Origin of the sequence: Chryseobacterium phocaeense (assembly GCF_900169075.1) — a bacterium.
Lineage (GTDB): Bacteria > Bacteroidota > Bacteroidia > Flavobacteriales > Weeksellaceae > Chryseobacterium > Chryseobacterium phocaeense.
Window position 1 is genome coordinate 150,126 of record NZ_LT827013.1, and the last position, 18,490, is coordinate 168,615.

Consider the following 18,490-nt stretch of genomic DNA (forward strand, 5'->3'; position numbering starts at 1 on the left):
TTTACAAAAATGTACACATACTACGAATTTCATCAATTTTAATTTTTGTATCTTTGCAGCCATAAAAAGCTCTTTGAATGTTAGGAAGACGACAAATCCGTGAAAAAGTAGTACAAACAGTGTATTCATACTATCAGAATCCTGTAAAATTTGATGTATTAGAGAAAAATATGTTCTCAGGAATAGAGAAAATCTATAATCTGTACATCTATCAGCTTAATTTTTTGGTGGCGCTGAAAGAATTGGCGGAAACCCAGATTGAGATCGGGAAGAATAAATACATTAAAACCGATGCTGATATCAACCCTAATCAAAAATTCATCAATAATCAGGTATTGATCAAACTGGAGGAAAATCCGGAGCGATTATTTTTCACAGGTCAGCACAAACAGCTGAAATGGGATATGCATGATGATATGTTGGTGAAGACTTTTCAAAGAATTACTGCAGGAAAACGTTATCAGGATTTTATGAAAGAAGAAGGATATTCCTTTGAAGATGATCAGAAGTTTATCGGGAAGCTATTTTTAAGATATATTGCTGAAAATGATGATTTCCAGGATTATTTGAGTGATAAAGAACTTTCATGGTATGACGATATCCACATTGCCAACTCCATGGTACAGAAAACAATCGGTTTTCTGAAAGAAGATGAAGAAAGCAGAACTTTAATTAAAATGATTAAAGATGATGAGGATAAAACTTTCGCCGCAAAACTTCTTAGAGATACCCTGAACAATTGGGAGGCTAATGAGAAAAAACTAAGTGAAAGACTGGAAAACTGGGATCTGGAAAGAGTTTCCCTGATGGATAAAGTCATTTTGGCTACCGCTATTTCAGAGCTTGACAATTTTCCTTTTACGCCTTCAAGAGTTATTATCAATGAATATATTGAAATTGCAAAAGTATTTGCAACAGACCGTTCCAATATCTTCATTAACGGAATTTTAGATAAATATTGTAAAGATCAAAATAGAATTTAACATGAAAAAGACGTTATCAATTATCGCTTTGTCTATTATAGGCTTTGGTTTAGTTTCTTGTAAAAAAGAAAACCAACAAGCTGCTGCCGGTGCAGAAACTGCTAATATTACAGATTCCACTGCCGGTGCAACTAATTTAGCGCCTACTGATTCAGCGGCAGCCCCTGCAGTCAATACAGCTGAAGCAGCTCCGGTTTCTAACCAGCCGTTAACATCTGTTGCATTATCTGAGAGCAACTTCGATTTTGGAAAAATCAAAAAAGGAGATAAAGTAGAGCACATCTACGAAATTACCAACACAGGAAAAAATCCATTGGTGATCTCTGAAGTAAAGCCTGGATGCGGATGTACTGCTCCTGATTTTACAAAAGATCCTATTCTTCCCGGTAAAAAAGGAAAAATCACATTGCATTTTGATTCTTCAAGCTTCGACGGGAACGTTCAGAAGTATGCAGATGTATTTGCAAACGTAGATAAAGCACCTATTAAATTAACATTCACTGCGAATATTCAACCATAATATAATGAATACGTTATCAATCTTTTTACAGGCACCTGCAGCGGGAGGAAACTCTTCCATGATGCTGATTATGATGGGGGTGATGTTTGTGGGCTTCTATTTTCTGATGATCAGACCACAAATGAGAAAACAGAAGCAGGAGAAAAACTTCCAGGAAACGTTAAAAGTAGGAACAAGAGTAGTCCTTACTTCAGGTCTTCACGGAAGAATTGCCCAGGTTCAGGATGATGGATTCGTGATTGAAACTTTATCAGGAAAACTGAAATTCGAAAAAGCAGCGGTTTCAAGAGAATTTACTGAAGCACGTTTTGGAGATAAGGCAAAAGCTGCTGAAAAAACTCCGGAGAAAAAAGAAATCGAAACTGAAAAGAAGTAATTTTTCAGTTTGAAAATATGGGTCCGGCGCGGTGAACGAAGTTCACTGCGCCGGACTTTTTATAGGCATAAAACCCATACTTAATCAGTGACGAAGTCACACCTCTTTGCTCCCTTAAACTATCACACAAAGAATTTAACCTTTGCGTTAAATAAGCCTTGTAGCTAAATCTTTATTGCATTTTGTGAAAATTTGTGCCAAAATTTGTGTTTAAAAATCCAACTATCTTTAAAATCCACGCTTCATACCATATCTTTGCACTATGAATCAAAACACAGAAAAAAGAATTCTCATTTTAGGTGCCAATTCGGATGTCGCCAAGCAATGCATCAAACAGTATCTTGAAAAAGGGTTTTCTGTAACAGCCGCTTCAAGAGATACTGCCTCTCTTCAGAAGTTTATTAAAGACAACCACCTTGATCATTCAAAAGTGCAGATTCTTTATTTTGATGCCGTAGATTTTGATTCCCACCAAAAATTTTATAATGCACTTCCTGTAAAACCTCATATTGCAATATATGCAGCTGGTTTTCTGGTGGATAATGAAAAAGCATTGAGAGATTTTAAAGGAGCGCAACAAATGATGCAGGTGAACTATATGGGAGCAGTTTCCATTCTGAATATAATTGCTATGGACCAAAGCAATGTAAATCTTGAAAGAATCATTGGGCTGTCTTCGCTTTCCGGAGTAAGAGGACGGAAAAGCAATTTTGTGTATGGAAGTACAAAAGCTGCATTTACCCAGTACTTAGCCGGATTAAGACAGGAATTGTCTTCCAGAAAAATAAAAGTCAATGCTTTGGTGATTGGCTACATCAGAACCAAGATTAATGAAGGGCTGGAACTCAATGAATCCCTTATCATGGAACCGGATTATGTCGCAAAACACATCGTGAATGCCGGAAACTCCTTTGTCATTGTCCCGAATTTTAAATGGAAGATTATTTATTTCATTCTGAAAATGCTTCCCGAAAGCTTAGTGGCAAAACTCCCTTAATTATTTTCGAATGACAATTTTAAGACATTACAATTATTAAACACCCTGCAACAATTCTAATGCCTTCATCATATCAATTCCCTTTCCCAAAACCGGTTTAAATAAATCCCCTTTTTCTTTAACCCTTTCCAAAGCATTATGAATTGTAAAATCCGTTGGCTTCAAACCGGGCTTTACTTCATCCCATTCCAACGGCATTGATACGGAAGCACCTTCCTTGGGACGCAGGCTGTAGGCACTGGCCAAAGTCTGTCCGGTTCTGTTCTGCAGATAATCGAGGTAGATTTTCTTATCATCCCTTTTCTGTAAACTTCTTTCCAGAGTGGTGATCTTCGGGAGTTTCTCGTTCACCTGTTTCATCAGGATATGGGCAAAATCTTTTACCTGGTCAAAATCATATTTCCCACCCATCGGAATGTAGATGTGGATTCCTGTGCTTCCGGAGGTTTTACAATATCCTTTTATTTTAACTGAATTTAAAACCTCATTCACCTGAAGAGCAGTCTCAATCACATCATCAAATGTATTTTTTTTCGAAGGGTCCAGGTCCAGTACCAGATAATCGGGATGCTCAAGATCAGGCAGAGAGCTGTTCCATGGGTTCAGATCGATGCAGCCCAAATTATTCAGATAAGCTAAAGTCGCTTTATCATTACAGTAAACATAGTCAATGTACTTATCGTTGGATTCAGAATAAACCTTTGTGGTTTTGATCCAGTCCGGCATATGGTCACCGGCATCTTTCTGGTAAAAACCCTGTTCTTCAATTCCATTGGGAAAACGGTTCAGAGACAGCGGGCGGTTTTTAAGATGGGGTAAAATATAACTGGCAACCGACTGGTAGTATTCTATCACTTCGCCCTTGGTAATTCCATCTTTAGGAAAATAAATTTTATCCTGATTGGTGAGCTTCACCTGATGCTTGTCCAGGGTTACTTCTTTCTCTTTGTCAATGTTTTCTGCTTTTTTTGATGGAGTTTTCGCTTTCATTTTCTTAGATTTTTGGTTAGCAGGACTGATAATGGTAACTTCTTGCGGTTCTTTGTCTTCCCGGATGGCCAAAAAAACAGGATGACGGTAGATGCCGTCTTTTGTGATTTCCGAATATTTAATCTCGCAGACCAGCTCAGGCTTAGTCCAGGTTACCGGCATATTGGTCTTTGGAATGGTTTCAAAAGGGGATGTTTTAATGATCAGTTTTTGAAGTCTTCCGTAAAGCTGTTCTAAAGATTCATTATTAAAGCCTGTTCCGGTATGTCCGCAATAGATCAGCTTTCCATTACTGTATTTCCCAAGAATCAGTGCTCCGAAGCTTTTCCGGGATCCTCTGGGCTCTGTAAATCCACAGATAACAGCTTCATCCGTATTGGTGAATTTTATTTTCAGCCAGTCTGCCGTTCTATGATTTTCCACATATAAACTGTTAGCTTTTTTGGCAATCATTCCTTCCAGCTTCATTTGTTTCATCTGATTAAAGAATTCAATACCTTTTTCAGGAATATGATCACAGTATTTGATGATATCCGTTTCCGTTAAAGCTTCCTTTAAAAGTTCTTTACGCTGGAGCAGAGGAAGATCTTCTGTAGAGTGGCCATTCAGCCATAACAGATCAAAAACCTGATAGGTTAAAGCCAAATCAGGATTATCCCCAATCTGCTGTAAAAGCTGGAAACTGGGCCTTCCGTGTTCATCGTACGCAACAATTTCTCCGTCGAGGATCATGTTATGCTTCTGTTGCTCAAAATCTGCTGTTACCTTTTCAAATTTCGATAAAAATGAAATTCCATTTCGGGAATAAAATAGAGGATGCTTACCGCTGAGATCCGCAATAGCCCTGTAGCCGTCCCATTTTATTTCAAAAACCCAATCCTCATCATCAAATGCTTTTTCAAAAGATTTGGCCAGCATCGGCCTGATAAATGAAGAGAGTTTCTTTTCATTGGTTAAAGAATTGAAGTTCCTGAATCTGCTTTCAGAGGTTATGACTTCTTTTTTGCCTTTATTTTTAGGCTTTTTTTTTCCTCTAAAAATTTCGTTACCAAAGATTTTGGCGACGTATTTTCTTCAGCGTCATATGGGCTTTCTGCAAAATCGTCTTTATGTTTAATGAGCAGCCATGCATTGTCTTCAGTATTTTTCATTTTAACAAGAGCAAATTCTCCTTTGAGCTTTTTACCGTGTAAAATGAATTTTAAAGAACCGGCGTGAAGCTCCTTTAAAAGCTCTTTTTCGTGGTTCAGTTTCGTTTCCTCTAAAGGCTCATAAGTACCGCTGTCCCAAACTTCCACCTGTCCCGCGCCGTAATTTCCTTCCGGGATATTTCCTTCGAAATCTTTATAGTCATACGGGTGGTCTTCCACCATCATGGCAAGACGCTTGTCTTTCGGGTCAAGGGATGGCCCTTTGGGAACCGCCCAGCTTTTCAGAACACCATCCATTTCCAGCCGGAAATCATAGTGAAGCCGGGATGCTGCATGCCTTTGAATCACGAAGATCAGTTTGTCTTTGCTTTTCTTTGTTTTACCTTCGGGTTCCGTAGTTTCATTGAACCTGCGTTTTTCGTTATAATCTTTCAGGGCCATTATGATGCAGATTTAGATTTGGAATTTTGTAAACTGGCTTTTAACTGAGCCATAAGATCAATCACCTTACCTTCTTTTGCAGGTTCGGCTTTTTTAGCTTTAATGCTTTTACCTTTCGCTTTCTGCTTAATGATTTTCATAAGCGCATCAGAATAGGTGTCTTTATACATTTCCGGGTCAAAATCCTGGGAAAGCTGCTTGATAAGGCTTACCGCCATTTTTACTTCTGCCGGTTTGGGAGCTTTTTTAGCCGGGATCTTAAGATCTGTATAATCTCTGATCTCCTGATTGAACCGGAGCCTGTTGAGCACCAGAATCTCATCATTATACGGCCTGATCATCCCAATGGCCTCACTTTCACGAAGGACAAAGGTGCCGATTCCTGCCATCTCGGTTTCCTGCAGAGCTTTCAGCAAAAGCCTGTATGCATTTTCTCCGTTCTTCTGGGGTTCCAGATAATAGGGATTTTCAAAGTACACGCTGTCTACTTCGGCTTCCTTTACAAACTGGTCTATCGAAAGTATTTTTGTTTTCTCAGGGCTGGCGGCTTCATAATCCTCTTTATCGAGAACAATGTATTTATCATCCATGAGATACCCTTTCACGATGTTTTCCCATTTCACTTCTTTTCCCGTACTTTCGTTTACCCTTTTAAACTTAATATTAGAGAAATCAGATTTATCGAGCATGTCGAGATCCAGTTTTGTGGTTTCTGTGGCGGAGTAGATTTTAACTGGGATATTGACTAAACCGAATCCAATGGCGCCGTTCCAAATTGCTTTCATTGTCTTACGTTTTTAAAAATCAATCAATTAACATGCCGCCGGAGAATGATGTGGTATATTTTGCGGGCTTAATTGTCAAATGGCAATGGGTTTGTTGCCCTGTTTTTCTATCTTTATGTTTTGTGCTTCGCAGGTAAAAACAACATGGAAGAACTTTTAAATTACATACGGAAATTCGGAATACTTAACGCCACGGAAGAACTGCTGATCAAAGATGGACTGCAGGAAATGGGCATTCAGAAAGGTGAGCATTTTATAGAAGCGGGAAAGGTGAGCAAAAAGATCGCTTTTGTAAAGGAAGGCGTATTCAGGTCTGTGTACTATAACAAACAGGGTGATGATTTTACCCGTTATTTTATTTATGAAGGAAGATTCATCGGGGATTTTTACGGTTTTGCAGATCAGGTGCCTGCCCTAGAATCTATTGAAGCCGTTACGGACGGCGTATTGCTGGCCATTGATGTGGACCACTTTAAAAAACTGGAAAAAGAAATTACCATCTGGCCCGTGCTCTTTGCAAAACTGCATGCCTTTGTAGCGGAAAACAAACTTAAAGTGGCGAGTACCATGCTTAATCTTGACGCCAAATCAAGGTATATTCATTTTTTAAATCACTATCCAGGAGTGGCCAACCGTGTTCCACAATCTATGCTGGCTTCTTACCTCGGAATTACCCCTTCTTCTTTAAGCAGGATCAGAAGAAATATATAAAAAATCAATACAACTGGTTTTATTCACTTTAGAATAATCAAAACCTCCATTAATTTAACCCGGAAATTAATAAGGGTCTGTCTATTTAAACATAGGCCTTCATTATCATAAATACTTTTTACATTATACATTTTACAAAAAAATCCCTTTTTGTCAAATGACAATGGCTTCGCTTAATCCCTGCCATAGCTTTGCAGTATAAAAAATGTAAAATATGAATATGGATATTGTCTTAGGGCTTCAGTGGGGTGATGAAGGTAAAGGGAAATTTATTGACCTGATCAGTGAAGGTTATGATATTACAGCACGTTTTAACGGGGGAGCAAATGCAGGACACAGCATAGAACGTGACGGAAAAAGGATTACACTGAAATCGCTTCCTTCAGGAATTTTTATGAAGAATGTTCAGAATGTGATTGGAACCGGAACTGTTTTGGATCCTGTAAGTTTCAGAAATGAAATTTTAAATTTACACAGGTTTGACGAAAGCATTGAACCGGAAAAGAATCTTGTAATTTCCAAAAAAGCACATCTTGTCCTTCCCACACACAGGCTACTGGATGTTTTTATGGAAGAAAATCCGGAGTATACAACGATTGGAACAACGAAAAACGGGATTGCACAGGCATATTCCAATAAAATTTTAAGACAGAATCTGAGGGTTGGTGATATAGAATCTCGGGATTTTGAAAGCAGAATCCTTCATATTTTGCAAAGAGATTACAGGTTTTTAGCTATTGGAGACAGAATTCTTCCTTCTCTGGATGAAATTACCCGGGACTTCTTTGAAGCAATAGATTTTATTAAGAAATTCAGGCGTATGGAAACGGAGATATTTTTAAATAAAGCCATGACTGAAGGTAAGAAGATTCTGGCAGAAGGGTCCCAGGCGGCTATGCTTGACATTGACCACGGAACTTATCCTTACGTAACCTCTTCCTCTACAACGGCTGCCGGAGCAAGTACGGGGCTGGGAGTTTCTCCTAGAAAAATCGGTGAAATATTCGGGATAGCAAAAGCCTATTTTACAAGGGTAGGAAATGGCGCGTTCCCAACAGAGCTTTTTGATGAGGTGGGTGAAGAAATCAGAGATAAAGGGAATGAGTTTGGCTCGAACACCGGACGCCCACGAAGAATAGTCTGGCTGGATCTTCCGGCTTTAAGGTATGCTATTATGATCAACGGAGTTACCCAGATTATTCTGACCAAGGCAGATATTTTAAGTGGAATGGAATCTGTGGCGGTCTGTACCCATTATGAACTGGAAGACGGAACTGTTGAGACGATTGCAGGAACGCTTCCTGACAACGCCCGTCCTGTCCTTAAAGCTTTAAAAGGCTGGAGCGGAGACATTGCCGCTGTTAAAGACGTCGCTGGCTTGCCTGAAGAATTAAAAGCTTTTCTTTCTTTTCTTAATACCGAACTGGGTGTTCCGGTTACTTATCTTTCAACTGGGCCGGGAAGAGAACAGATTTTAAAGTTAAACAGTAAATAATGATAAAACAAAAGAGGTCAGGAAAACCATTCCTGACCTCATATTTGATATGCAAAAGTTTAATTAGTTGACTTTTGTGAGTTTAAAACGTTGCTTTGTAGGCGGCTGAAGCGTTTGATCCGTACTGCCGATTACAATAGGCGTAAGATTAGTTGTTACCCCATTTTTTACCTCTAATCTGAGTGCCGGTGCATTTTTGGGAGCAAATCCAAATCCATTATTACCAAGGTTAAATAATAACCATTTCTGAGCATCTGTATTGGAATTGGTTCTTAGCTCTACGGCTGTTCCATTGGCTGTTCCGTTACTTTTTACGGTTAATACCTTAGTAGGGTCTAGTAAAGATTTGATGATATAATATCCATGATCTGATTTGCTGAATGTAAATCTCTGGTTATTTCCTGTAGAGGATGTATTCAGAACCACAGTGGTACCGTCAGTAGTGGAGCTTCCGGAAATTTCTACATTTTTATTACTTACTAAAGAGGTGGTCATGGTATAAGTTCCGTTGACGCCGGAAGTAGTATTAACCGGACCATACAGATGATTAATTCCGGCATAATCACCGGCGGATAGTGATGTTCTTTGCTTGGTGAATGTGGAACCGTCCAGCTTGGTCATTACGGGTTTAGTAGGGTCTATGGCAAAATCTGTAGACTGATACATCATGACTGAACCGAAATCAAATGCGCCGTGTCCTCCGTAATCATTATAAAGATTGAAGTTATGATGGGTCCCTGCCTGTGCTCTGGTAACATCTACAATGATGTATTGGTTTCTGTCCGGACGGCACTGTTCATGCATAATTCCCATAGAGTGCATCACTTCGTGGGCAATAATTGCCGGATAGGTGATGTTGTAGATTTTAATGCCATTCACCCTGTTTTTCTGCCAGCCAAGCGGAGAACTGTTACCGGTAGAATACGTAAAAGTGATGTATTCCGTTTGATTGGTACGTTGAACAAACTGAACACTCGTTTGAGAAGAAATCATTGTAAAGGCCTTGTTAATATTGGTCAGGAATGTATTATAGTTCTGTGTGCTCAGGCTTCCCTGGGCAGGTAGTGTATAATAGACCGTCGCATTAGGCCAGGTTTTGATAAATGAGCTTACAATAGTACTTTTTTCTGCGGTTGACAATTCGGAGTCAGCCTGCATCTTTAAATTGTTAAACTGTTCAGGGCTAATGGTGATATCATCCGCAAAAAAATATTCACCATTCACTTCGTTTACATAAGTGTCATTTCCATTAATTGAAAATTTGTGAATCGTTGTGTTATCTAACTTCGATGTGGTGTGATCCATGTTCTGTGCGTTTTCAACATCCGATCTACACGAGTTCAGTAACAGGACAAGGCATCCTGATAAAATTAAAAATTTACTTTTCATATTATTTAAATATTGGTGGTTTATTGGTGTTATAAATGTAACAATAAAAAATAATATTTAAATATAACATAATATAATTATTGTTTTGTTGGTTATTTTATTGTATTGTGTATTTATTTTGTTAATAAGTTTATTTTATATTATTTTTTACTATAAAATTTAGATTAAAGTTATTTCACGGATATTTGAGATGCGGGTTGGAATTATGTAATATTTGTGATAAAGCTTATTTTATTCTAATGAAACAGGCAGCTGATTGTTATTTTTTAATAAGCATTCCAGATTCCGATTATAATATTGCTTTCCCGCATGATTTTTAAAAATCAGACAGATAAAGATTTTCATAGCGAATGACCAGACTCTTTACCGGTTCAGGTTCATTTCCTGTCATGGAAATTAAAGTAAACTGAGTTGCAAATTCAAAATATTTCTGAATGCTGCTTGTTCAGTCGGTGAGTACATAAAGCAGGACTACGGAAATAGCAATTTCCGATACCGTTATGTTTTTGATGTAAAATAAAAAAGCGGAGAAATTTTCTCCGCTTTCAGTTTATGATTTTAAGTTCAGTTGTATTTCAAGTTCATCCAGCTGTGCTTCAGCAATGGATGCCGGCGCATCGATCATCACATCCCGCCCTGAATTGTTTTTAGGGAAGGCAATATAATCCCTGATCACTTCATTCCCGTCAAGAATAGCCACCAGACGGTCAAAACCGAATGCTAAACCACCGTGAGGAGGCGCCCCATATTTAAAGGCATTCATCAGGAATCCGAACTGTGCTTCCGCTTCCTCTTTTGTGAATCCTAAAAGATCAAACATTTTCGATTGAAGATCTTTATCGAAAATCCTGATAGAACCACCGCCAATCTCATTTCCGTTCAGCACCATATCATAAGCGTTGGCTCTTGCTTTGCCCGGATCTGTTTCCAGTAAATGGATATCTTCAGGTTTTGGAGACGTGAAAGGGTGGTGCATTGCGTGATAACGTCCGCTTTCTTCATCAAATTCCAGTAATGGGAAATCTACGACCCAAAGCGGGGCGAATACATTCCCTTTTCTTAATCCTAAGCGGTTTCCAAGTTCCATTCTTAAAGCAGAAAGCTGGGCTCTCACTTTATTTTCGTTTCCGGAAAGAATCAGCATTAAGTCACCTTCTTTTGCTCCGAATTTTTCGATGATTTTTGAAAGATCTTCTTCATTGTAGAATTTATTCACAGAAGAAGTTTTTACGCCATCATTCTGGAATTTAGCCCATACCATTCCGGATGCCCCGATCTGTGGACGTTTTACCCATTCTACCAATTCATCGATCTGTTTTCTTGTATACTCTGCACATCCTTCTACATTGATTCCTACTACCAGCTCGGCATCATCAAATATTTTGAAATCTTTTCCTTTTACCAGTTCGTTAAGCTCTACGAACTCCATCCCGAAACGGATATCCGGCTTGTCGTTTCCGTATTTTTTCATCGCATCTGCGAAAGTCATTCTCGGAAAATTCCCGAATTCCTGACCGGTAATATCCTTGATCAGGGTTTTGGTCATTCCCTCAAAAACATTCATGATATCTTCCTGCTCTACGAAAGCCATTTCACAGTCAATTTGGGTGAATTCCGGCTGCCTGTCCGCTCTTAAATCCTCATCACGGAAACATTTCACAATCTGGAAATATTTATCCATACCGCCTACCATCAAAAGCTGCTTAAAGGTCTGAGGCGATTGCGGAAGTGCATAAAACTGTCCCGGGTTCATTCTGCTTGGCACCACAAAGTCCCTTGCTCCTTCCGGGGTAGATTTAATTAAAACCGGAGTTTCCACTTCAATGAATCCTTCGTCTGAAAGATAATTTCTTACCTTCTGAGCCATTTTATGACGGAAGATCAGCTTTTCCTTTACCGGATTTCTTCTGATGTCCAGATAGCGGTATTTCATTCTTAATTCCTCACCTCCGTCTGTTTCGTCTTCAATGGTGAAAGGCGGAAGCTGGGATTCATTAAGGATCGTCAGTTTTTCAACTAAAATTTCAATTTCTCCCGTCGGAATATTAGGATTTTTGCTCACTCTTTCGATGACTTTTCCCGTAACCTGAATCACGAATTCACGGCCCAGTTTTTTGGCTTCTTCCATCAGTTGAGCCGAAGAACGGTCCTGATCGAAAACCAGCTGGGTAATTCCGTAACGATCCCGAAGATCTATCCAAATCATAAATCCTTTATCACGGATAGTCTGTACCCATCCGGAAAGTGTAACTTCTTCATTAAGATTTTTCAGAGATAATTCTCCGTTCGTGTGTGATCGAAACATAAGTATTGGTTTAAAGTTCAATGTTCAGGATCCGGGACTTGGCTTTTTGATCATGAAGCTTTCAATCCTGAATTCCGGATGCAAAGATAAGATTTTTGAAGGTTTTATAAACAAAAAAACTTCCTTTCGGAAGTCTTGTATTATTTTAAGGGCTTTTAATTATTGAGCTCCTTTTTGTATCAACAGTTGTTGGGTTTGTTCTTTATTGCCCAGTTTGGCTAATGCAAGAGGAGTTTTGCCGTTACACTCCTTATTTACGTCCGCCTGGTTATCCAATAGAAATTTAATAATGTTATTTCTACCGTAAAGTGAACTGAAACCCAGTGCGCTGAAGGTTTCATTCTTAAGCGGGAAGCACTTATTATAATCTGCTTTTGAAAAGTTCTTTTTAAATGTAGCAACGTCGTCAGACTGGATGGCCTGCATCTGTTTTTTGCTCAACGATTGTGCAGACAGCATATTGGCAGATACTGAAATGACAAGTAGAAAGGTAGTAGAGATTATTTTTTTCATAAGATTCATTTTAACATGATACAAATCTAAATTAATTTTTTGATATAACTAACTTATTTTTAATAAGAATTGAATTTGTATTTTTGGCATTCAGATAAATATTGATTAGAAAATGACCCGATATATAGATTTTTTGAAAAAAGCGTTTAGCGGTGAAGACGTTGATTATACCAAAATAACCATAAGAAGCGCTGTCCTTCTGCTGGCTGTTCCTATGATGCTGGAAATGGCTATGGAGTCTGTTTTTGCACTGGTAGACCTGTATTTTGTAGGACATCTGAAAGAAAGCGGATATGCTATCCAGACGGTTGGTTTAACGGAGTCTGTATTGTCCGTAATGTATTCTATCGCTATAGGAATGAGTATGGCGGCAACGGCTTTGGTTGCAAGGAGAATCGGGGAGAAAAATCCGGAGCAGGCTTCCAGAAGTGCCGCGCAGGTTTTACTGGTTTCATTGATCATTACCTTGGTTCTGAGTTTAGTTGGAGTCATTTATGCAGAGGAAATTCTCATCCTGATGGGCTCAAAACCTGAGGCCGCCGCATATGGAAAAGATTTTACCCGCCTTATGATGGGAAGCAGTGTCATCATTATGCTTTTATTTCTGATCAACGGGATTTTCAGGGGTGCAGGAAACGCTGCGATTGCCATGAAGTCTCTGTGGATCGCCAATATAGTGAATATTATTCTCTGTCCGGTTTTGATTAAAGGTTTCGGACCTGTTCCGGCAATGGGACTTACGGGAGCTGCTTTGGCAACGACGATCGGAAGAAGTGTCGGGGTAGTGTATCAGCTGTATCATCTCCTGGTGGCAGATACCCAGATCCGTATTGCACTTCCGTACTTCATTCCTGACTTTAAGCAGATAAAAGGGATTGTCAAAATTGCTACACCCGGTATTTTTCAGTTTGTCATAGCTTCGTGCAGCTGGATTTTCCTTGCCCAGCTGGTGGCCACTACCGGGGGTGAAAATGCTTCCGCAGGCTATCAGACTGCTTTAAGACTGATGATGTTCTTTATGCTTCCTGCCTGGGGACTCAGCAATGCTGCTTCCACACTGGTAGGGCAGAATATGGGAGCGAATGAAATGCTGAGGGCGGAACAGTCTGTGATGAAGACCGTAAAATACAATGTGATCTTTATGCTGGCTGTCAGCTTAATTTTTTTCCTGCTCGGAGATTTCCTGGTAGGCTTTTTTACACAAGAGCCGGAAATTAAAGATTTTGCTAAAAATGCCCTGCACATCATGTGTACAGGATTTATTTTCTATGGAATCGGGATGGTGCTGATCAATGCGTTTAACGGAGCAGGGGATACCTGGACACCAACCTGGGTGAATTTTTTCGGGTTCTGGCTGTTTCAGATTCCACTGGCCTATTTCCTTTCCAAATATTTTGGAATGGGACCCAAAGGAGTATTCATATCCATTCCCGCAGCGGAAACTTTAATTACGATTGTTGCATTCATCTTGTTTAAAAAAGGGAAGTGGAAGACGGTGAAAGTGTAAGGATGGGAGCTGGGAGAGAGAAGATGGAAGTTCTTGAAGTCTGAAAACAGAATTTTACAGCAACTTTATTAATTTTTAAAAAAAACAGATTTGATCAAATTCCATGACTGTTGTTTAATATAAATACCAGGTATTAACTTCCAGCTTCCAGCCACTTAATCTGAAATTTCTTATCCCGAACTCAGGTTAATCTTAAAATTGGCTTAAGGTTATTTTTCCGACTGATATTACCTCCATCTCCCGTCTTCAAACTTCCTTCTTTACTCACTTTTATAAAAATTTTAACAGCCTTAATTTTTTGGTGTAGAGCATATTGCCTAATTTAGTTAAACACTAAAAAATATCTATCACTATGGGAAAAGGCGACAAAAAATCAAGAAGAGGAAAGATCAATTCAGGGAGTTATGGTAAAAGGAGACCAAGAAAATCTTCCAAATCAACAGGATCATCCGAAAAAGCTAAAAGCTAGACTAGTAAGTAGTCTGCAAAAATAAAAAGGCTGAAGATCACTCTTCAGCCTTTTTGATATACAAAATTAAATTATTTTCCTCCTAAAATATTACCAAGGATACTTCCTAATCCGCCTCCTTGCTGCTGTTGCTGACCGCCACCGCCAAGTACGCTTCCCAGAATGTCGTTAAGCGGATTTCCTCCGGATTGTGCTTGGCCGCCGCCTAAAACACTTCCCAGGATATCGTTTAACGGATTGGATTGCTGTGCCTGAGCCTGGCTGGATGCATTTCCAAGGATACCTCCCAAAAGGTCTCCCAAACCTCCGGCTCCTACATTATTCTGCTGTTTTTCTTTACCGATGTATCCCATGATCACGGGAGCCAGCATCGCTAAAATAGGCCCGATTTTGTCGATGGAAATTCCTGTATTTTGAGAAAGCTGATTTTCAACATTGCTTTTCTGGCCTCCAAAAACATGGTCAAGGATAGATCCTCCTTCTGCCTGTCTTGCTTCTGCCTGAGATGCATCGTCAAGGATACTTCCGTCATGGTCCTTATCCAGAGCATTATTTAAAGCTTCTGCTTCTTTAGCGTCTTGAGATTTGTTTCTGAGGTAAGAGATCACCAAAGGGGCAGCTACTGCCAAAAGAGCGATAATCTGATTGCGGCTGATCCCGAATTTGTTTTCTGCCTGCTCAGCAACCTGGTTGCTGGTGTTACCTGTAAGTAGGTCAATTAAACTCATAGTTTGTGTTTATTTTAAAGTATTAAGTAAATCAAAGTTATCAAAAAAAATCAGTCGCAAATTTTTTTATTTCACAATAAATGTTAAAGTTTTTTGATTTCCTCTTCGGTGTATCCTTTGCTTTTTTTCAACCTTATATAATCTTCGGCACTGGTGATGACCCAGTAAATAGGTTCAGTCGCTGTCTTTTTATCAATGGTGAATTCAAGGATCCCGGCATTGTCATTCATCCAGGGAAGCATGTAATAATTCAGGCCGCCTTTATATTGTTTGAATGCATGAAGCTCTTTTCCTTTCTCTGTAGACAAAGCCACTTTATAAGCTGCGACATATCCAAGAGGAATAAGCAGGCATGCCCACGAATATTTTTTCAGAAAGGCATATTTTGGAAGCGAAAGTCCATATCCCACAGACAATGCAAAAATATTATTAAAGGGAAGGAAGAATACATAATTGTCCGAAACCGCATAAAATGTGGAAAACCCGTACACGCAAACCGACCCCGCAAGGAAAACGTAAAACATTTTTCTGTTGGTTCTGTAAAGGAATACAGCACCCATTACTCCAAAAAATGTAAATACATTGAAATTAAAGATCAGATAGGCAAATGACTGGAAAAAATCTTTGATATACTGTACAGGAGTTTTCCTGAAGGATTCTGCTACCCAGTTTCCACGGTCTGAACTGTAAACAGAGTTGGCTGAATATCCCTGAGACATATTAAGAATAAACAGGGAAACAAAAAGAATCCCAAAGGCCAGCAAAGCGCTGTACATATATTTTTTCTCATGCCTGAAATAGAAAAGAAACACCAGAAAAGCCGGAATCAGAAGGATATTCTGGATATGAACCCAAAGGCTGATTCCCAGAAAAATACCGGCAGCTGTGATATAAATTTTTTTATGCTCCGTAAAGCTTTTGATCATCGAAAAGAAAAAAAGGCTGATCCAAAAAGAATTGTAGGTGTATACCTCCACAATTTCTGCATTTCTCCAGAAGGAAAAGCCAAATCCGAACACAAATGCGGCTGTAAGTGATGTCCATTCTGTTTTGGTGATGGCTTTCACCGTGAGATAAATAACGGGAATGGTAGCAGCGCCCGACAAAATAATAAGCCAGCGGCTTGCTTCAATAGCATCCAGGCCCGTCAGGTTTTCAATTAAAATAACCGTATTGATATAAAGAAAATGAGTGGTCGCAGTAGCTAGTGTAATGTATTCACCTTTTTCCGCTTCAAATACAAAACCGATGCAGTCGGCAAAAGGAACCTTAGAAAAGCTTCCGGCATAATAAATTGCCAGAAAAATAAAGAACAAAAGTACGGCAGACAGGTATTTCTTCATATTAATTCTTTACAATAGGCACATTGGAGCAGGCCTCCCCGAACATTAATGATTTTACAATGGGTTTCAGTTGCTCAACAAGCTCTATGTAGGCGTTTTCAGGAATTTCTTTATCAGAGCATCCTTTTACCAGCACTCTTTTGCCTCTCATATCTTCGAAATCATAGGTCTGGATAACGTTATGCATTAAGATCACTTCCAGATCCTCACGGTTTCCGAATACGATCTTTTTGGCTACGTCTGTAAGTTTAGCCGTCAGTACAAAATAAGCCCAAAGCGGAACAATAGTATCCACAGAATTGTAAATGTAGATGTAGGCGTCTTTGTATGCTTCAACGTTGATGGCTTCCACCTTTTCTCTGAAATCTTTTTCCTTCAGAATCATTTCCTGGAACAGAAAATCTTTTAGGTCGATACCTATCCTGGCACCTTTCGGAAGGAGAGTGGAGAGGTCAAAATTCACAAGACCGCTTTCAGCAACTTTATTTCGGATTTCAAATTCTTCTGACATTTTTATCATTATCTTTGGACAAATTTACAAATTAAGATCAAGCAAAACTTAATTTGTTCTCTATCCTTACCATAGAAACCTCCCATAATCCTATTGAGGTCTTAGGAAGTCCCTGGTGGTAGTTAAAACAAAATAAAAGATTTCGGAAGAAATGAAATATTATATTATTGCAGGAGAAGCTTCGGGAGATCTGCATGGGAGCAATTTAATGAAAGCCCTTTTGGAGAAAGATCCGAATGCTGAAATAAGATTCTGGGGCGGCGATCTTATGAAAGCCCAGGGAGGAACGCTGGTAAAGCATTACCGGGACCTTGCCTTTATGGGATTCCTGGAAGTAGCCATGAATCTGAGAACCATCCTGAACAACATCAAATTCTGTAAAGAAGATATTAAGAAGAATCGACCTGATATTCTGATCCTGATCGATTATCCCGGATTTAACCTGAGGATTGCCAGATTTGCAAAAGAACTGGGGATCAAGGTTGTTTATTATATTTCCCCGCAGCTCTGGGCCTGGAAAGAAGGCCGCGTAGAGATTATTAAAAAGTATGTGGATGAAATGATGGTGATCCTTCCGTTTGAAGAAGAATTTTATCAGAAACATGACGTTCATTCCCATTTCGTAGGACATCCGCTGCTGGATGCTATTTCCAGCCTGAAAGAGATCAGCCCGGAGGAATTTAAAAAAGAAAACGGGCTCAATGAAAAAGAGATTATTGCACTGCTGCCGGGTTCCAGAAAACAGGAAGTAGAGAAGATGCTGGAAATGATGCTTTCCGTGAGACCTTATTTCAAAAACTATCAGTTTGTGATAGCCGGTGCTCCAAGCCTTCCGAAAGAATTTTATCAGAAGTATGTGGATGATAACGTACATTTTGTGTCCAACAGAACCTATGATCTTCTGAGGTGCTCGAAAGCAGCTTTGGTGACTTCAGGAACTGCAACGCTGGAAACCGCTTTACTGAATGTCCCGGAAGTGGTGTGCTACCGCGGAAGTAAGATTTCCTACGCTATTGCGAAAAGACTCGTAAAGAACATTAAATATATTTCGTTGGTCAATCTGATTATGGACAGGGAAGTGGTAAAAGAGCTGATCCAGACGGATCTGAATACTAAAAATCTCGTGGAAGAGCTACAGAAAATCATAGAAGGCGAAAAAAGGAACCAGGTTTTGGAAGATTATCATCTTTTAAGAGAAAAGCTTGGTGGTAAAGGGGCAAGTGAGAAAGCTGCTGAGGTGATTTTGAATATGTAAAATACTGCGTAACCTGATCTT

At 39.3% G+C, this 18,490-nt stretch carries 18 protein-coding genes; 9 read left to right on the forward strand and 9 right to left on the reverse strand.

Annotated elements, in window-relative coordinates; genetic code table 11:
- Nucleotides 1–77: 77 nt before the first annotated feature.
- The 4 genes from B7E04_RS00660 (at nt 78) to B7E04_RS00675 (ending at nt 2,876) form a co-directional block, all read left to right on the forward strand.
- Nucleotides 78–983, forward strand: a complete 906-nt coding sequence (locus B7E04_RS00660; protein ID WP_080776685.1) for a transcription antitermination protein NusB — start codon at nt 78–80, stop codon at nt 981–983.
- A gap of 1 nt (nt 984) precedes the next feature.
- The gene (locus B7E04_RS00665; RefSeq protein WP_080776686.1) at nt 985–1,503 is read left to right on the forward strand and encodes a DUF1573 domain-containing protein; all 519 of its coding nucleotides are present in this window, start codon (nt 985–987) and stop codon (nt 1,501–1,503) included.
- 4 nt (nt 1,504–1,507) lie between these two features.
- A complete protein-coding gene (gene yajC / locus B7E04_RS00670; protein ID WP_062650246.1) occupies nt 1,508–1,879 on the forward strand; it encodes a preprotein translocase subunit YajC in 372 nt (123 codons plus the stop codon).
- A gap of 262 nt (nt 1,880–2,141) precedes the next feature.
- Nucleotides 2,142–2,876 carry an SDR family NAD(P)-dependent oxidoreductase gene (locus B7E04_RS00675; RefSeq protein ID WP_080776687.1) on the forward strand — a complete coding sequence of 245 codons (735 nt, stop codon included), beginning with the start codon at nt 2,142–2,144 and terminating at the stop codon, nt 2,874–2,876.
- A 36-nt stretch (nt 2,877–2,912) separates the two neighbouring features.
- On the opposite strand, the gene ligD is transcribed toward B7E04_RS00675, so the two are convergent.
- The 3 genes from ligD to ku form a co-directional block, all read right to left on the reverse strand.
- Nucleotides 2,913–4,784: a DNA ligase D gene (gene ligD / locus B7E04_RS00680; protein ID WP_080776688.1), complete on the reverse strand. Its 1,872-nt coding sequence runs from the start codon at nt 4,782–4,784 to the stop codon at nt 2,913–2,915.
- 71 nt (nt 4,785–4,855) lie between these two features.
- Nucleotides 4,856–5,458 (reverse strand): DNA polymerase ligase N-terminal domain-containing protein, encoded by a 603-nt coding sequence (locus tag B7E04_RS00685; RefSeq protein WP_080776689.1) that lies wholly within the window; start codon nt 5,456–5,458, stop codon nt 4,856–4,858.
- A complete protein-coding gene (gene ku / locus B7E04_RS00690; RefSeq protein ID WP_080776690.1) occupies nt 5,458–6,243 on the reverse strand; it encodes a non-homologous end joining protein Ku in 786 nt (261 codons plus the stop codon). Before ku ends, B7E04_RS00685 begins: the two co-directional genes overlap by 1 nt.
- Nucleotides 6,244–6,387: 144 nt before the next feature.
- Here ku and B7E04_RS00695 point away from each other — a divergent pair, with 144 nt between their 5' ends.
- Together B7E04_RS00695 and B7E04_RS00700 are read left to right on the forward strand one after the other, a co-directional pair.
- Entirely contained in the window at nt 6,388–6,954 is a 567-nt protein-coding gene (locus tag B7E04_RS00695; protein WP_080776691.1) for a Crp/Fnr family transcriptional regulator, read from the forward strand.
- A 214-nt stretch (nt 6,955–7,168) separates the two neighbouring features.
- The gene (locus B7E04_RS00700) at nt 7,169–8,449 is read left to right on the forward strand and encodes an adenylosuccinate synthase (protein ID WP_080776692.1); all 1,281 of its coding nucleotides are present in this window, start codon (nt 7,169–7,171) and stop codon (nt 8,447–8,449) included.
- A 63-nt stretch (nt 8,450–8,512) separates the two neighbouring features.
- Here B7E04_RS00700 and B7E04_RS00705 read toward each other — a convergent pair whose 3' ends face one another.
- The 3 genes from B7E04_RS00705 to B7E04_RS00715 all read right to left on the reverse strand — a co-directional run bounded on the left by B7E04_RS00705 (nt 8,513) and on the right by B7E04_RS00715 (nt 12,656).
- Nucleotides 8,513–9,838 (reverse strand): M12 family metallopeptidase, encoded by a 1,326-nt coding sequence (locus B7E04_RS00705; protein ID WP_080776693.1) that lies wholly within the window; start codon nt 9,836–9,838, stop codon nt 8,513–8,515.
- 550 nt (nt 9,839–10,388) lie between these two features.
- Nucleotides 10,389–12,143 carry an aspartate--tRNA ligase gene (gene aspS / locus B7E04_RS00710; protein ID WP_080776694.1) on the reverse strand — a complete coding sequence of 585 codons (1,755 nt, stop codon included), beginning with the start codon at nt 12,141–12,143 and terminating at the stop codon, nt 10,389–10,391.
- Nucleotides 12,144–12,302: 159 nt separating this feature from the next.
- Entirely contained in the window at nt 12,303–12,656 is a 354-nt protein-coding gene (locus tag B7E04_RS00715; protein ID WP_165439387.1) for an ankyrin repeat domain-containing protein, read from the reverse strand.
- 112 nt (nt 12,657–12,768) lie between these two features.
- Here B7E04_RS00715 and B7E04_RS00720 point away from each other — a divergent pair, with 112 nt between their 5' ends.
- Both B7E04_RS00720 and B7E04_RS00725 read left to right on the forward strand, forming a co-directional pair.
- Complete coding sequence (locus tag B7E04_RS00720) at nt 12,769–14,163, forward strand: MATE family efflux transporter (RefSeq protein ID WP_080776696.1); 1,395 nt, start codon at nt 12,769–12,771, stop codon at nt 14,161–14,163.
- 352 nt (nt 14,164–14,515) lie between these two features.
- On the forward strand, nt 14,516–14,632 hold the full coding sequence (locus B7E04_RS00725; protein WP_080776697.1) for a 30S ribosomal protein THX: 117 nt from the start codon (nt 14,516–14,518) through the stop codon (nt 14,630–14,632).
- A 71-nt stretch (nt 14,633–14,703) separates the two neighbouring features.
- On the opposite strand, the gene B7E04_RS00730 is transcribed toward B7E04_RS00725, so the two are convergent.
- The 3 genes from B7E04_RS00730 to B7E04_RS00740 form a co-directional block, all read right to left on the reverse strand.
- A complete protein-coding gene (locus tag B7E04_RS00730; RefSeq protein ID WP_080776698.1) occupies nt 14,704–15,360 on the reverse strand; it encodes a DUF937 domain-containing protein in 657 nt (218 codons plus the stop codon).
- Nucleotides 15,361–15,443: 83 nt separating this feature from the next.
- A complete protein-coding gene (locus B7E04_RS00735) occupies nt 15,444–16,703 on the reverse strand; it encodes a protein O-mannosyl-transferase family (protein ID WP_080776699.1) in 1,260 nt (419 codons plus the stop codon).
- 1 nt (nt 16,704) lies between these two features.
- Complete coding sequence (locus B7E04_RS00740; RefSeq protein WP_062650218.1) at nt 16,705–17,214, reverse strand: DUF2480 family protein; 510 nt, start codon at nt 17,212–17,214, stop codon at nt 16,705–16,707.
- Between the two features lie 151 nt (nt 17,215–17,365).
- Between B7E04_RS00740 and lpxB the strand changes: the two genes are divergently transcribed.
- Nucleotides 17,366–18,469: a lipid-A-disaccharide synthase gene (gene lpxB / locus B7E04_RS00745; protein ID WP_080776700.1), complete on the forward strand. Its 1,104-nt coding sequence runs from the start codon at nt 17,366–17,368 to the stop codon at nt 18,467–18,469.
- Nucleotides 18,470–18,490 lie beyond the last annotated feature (21 nt).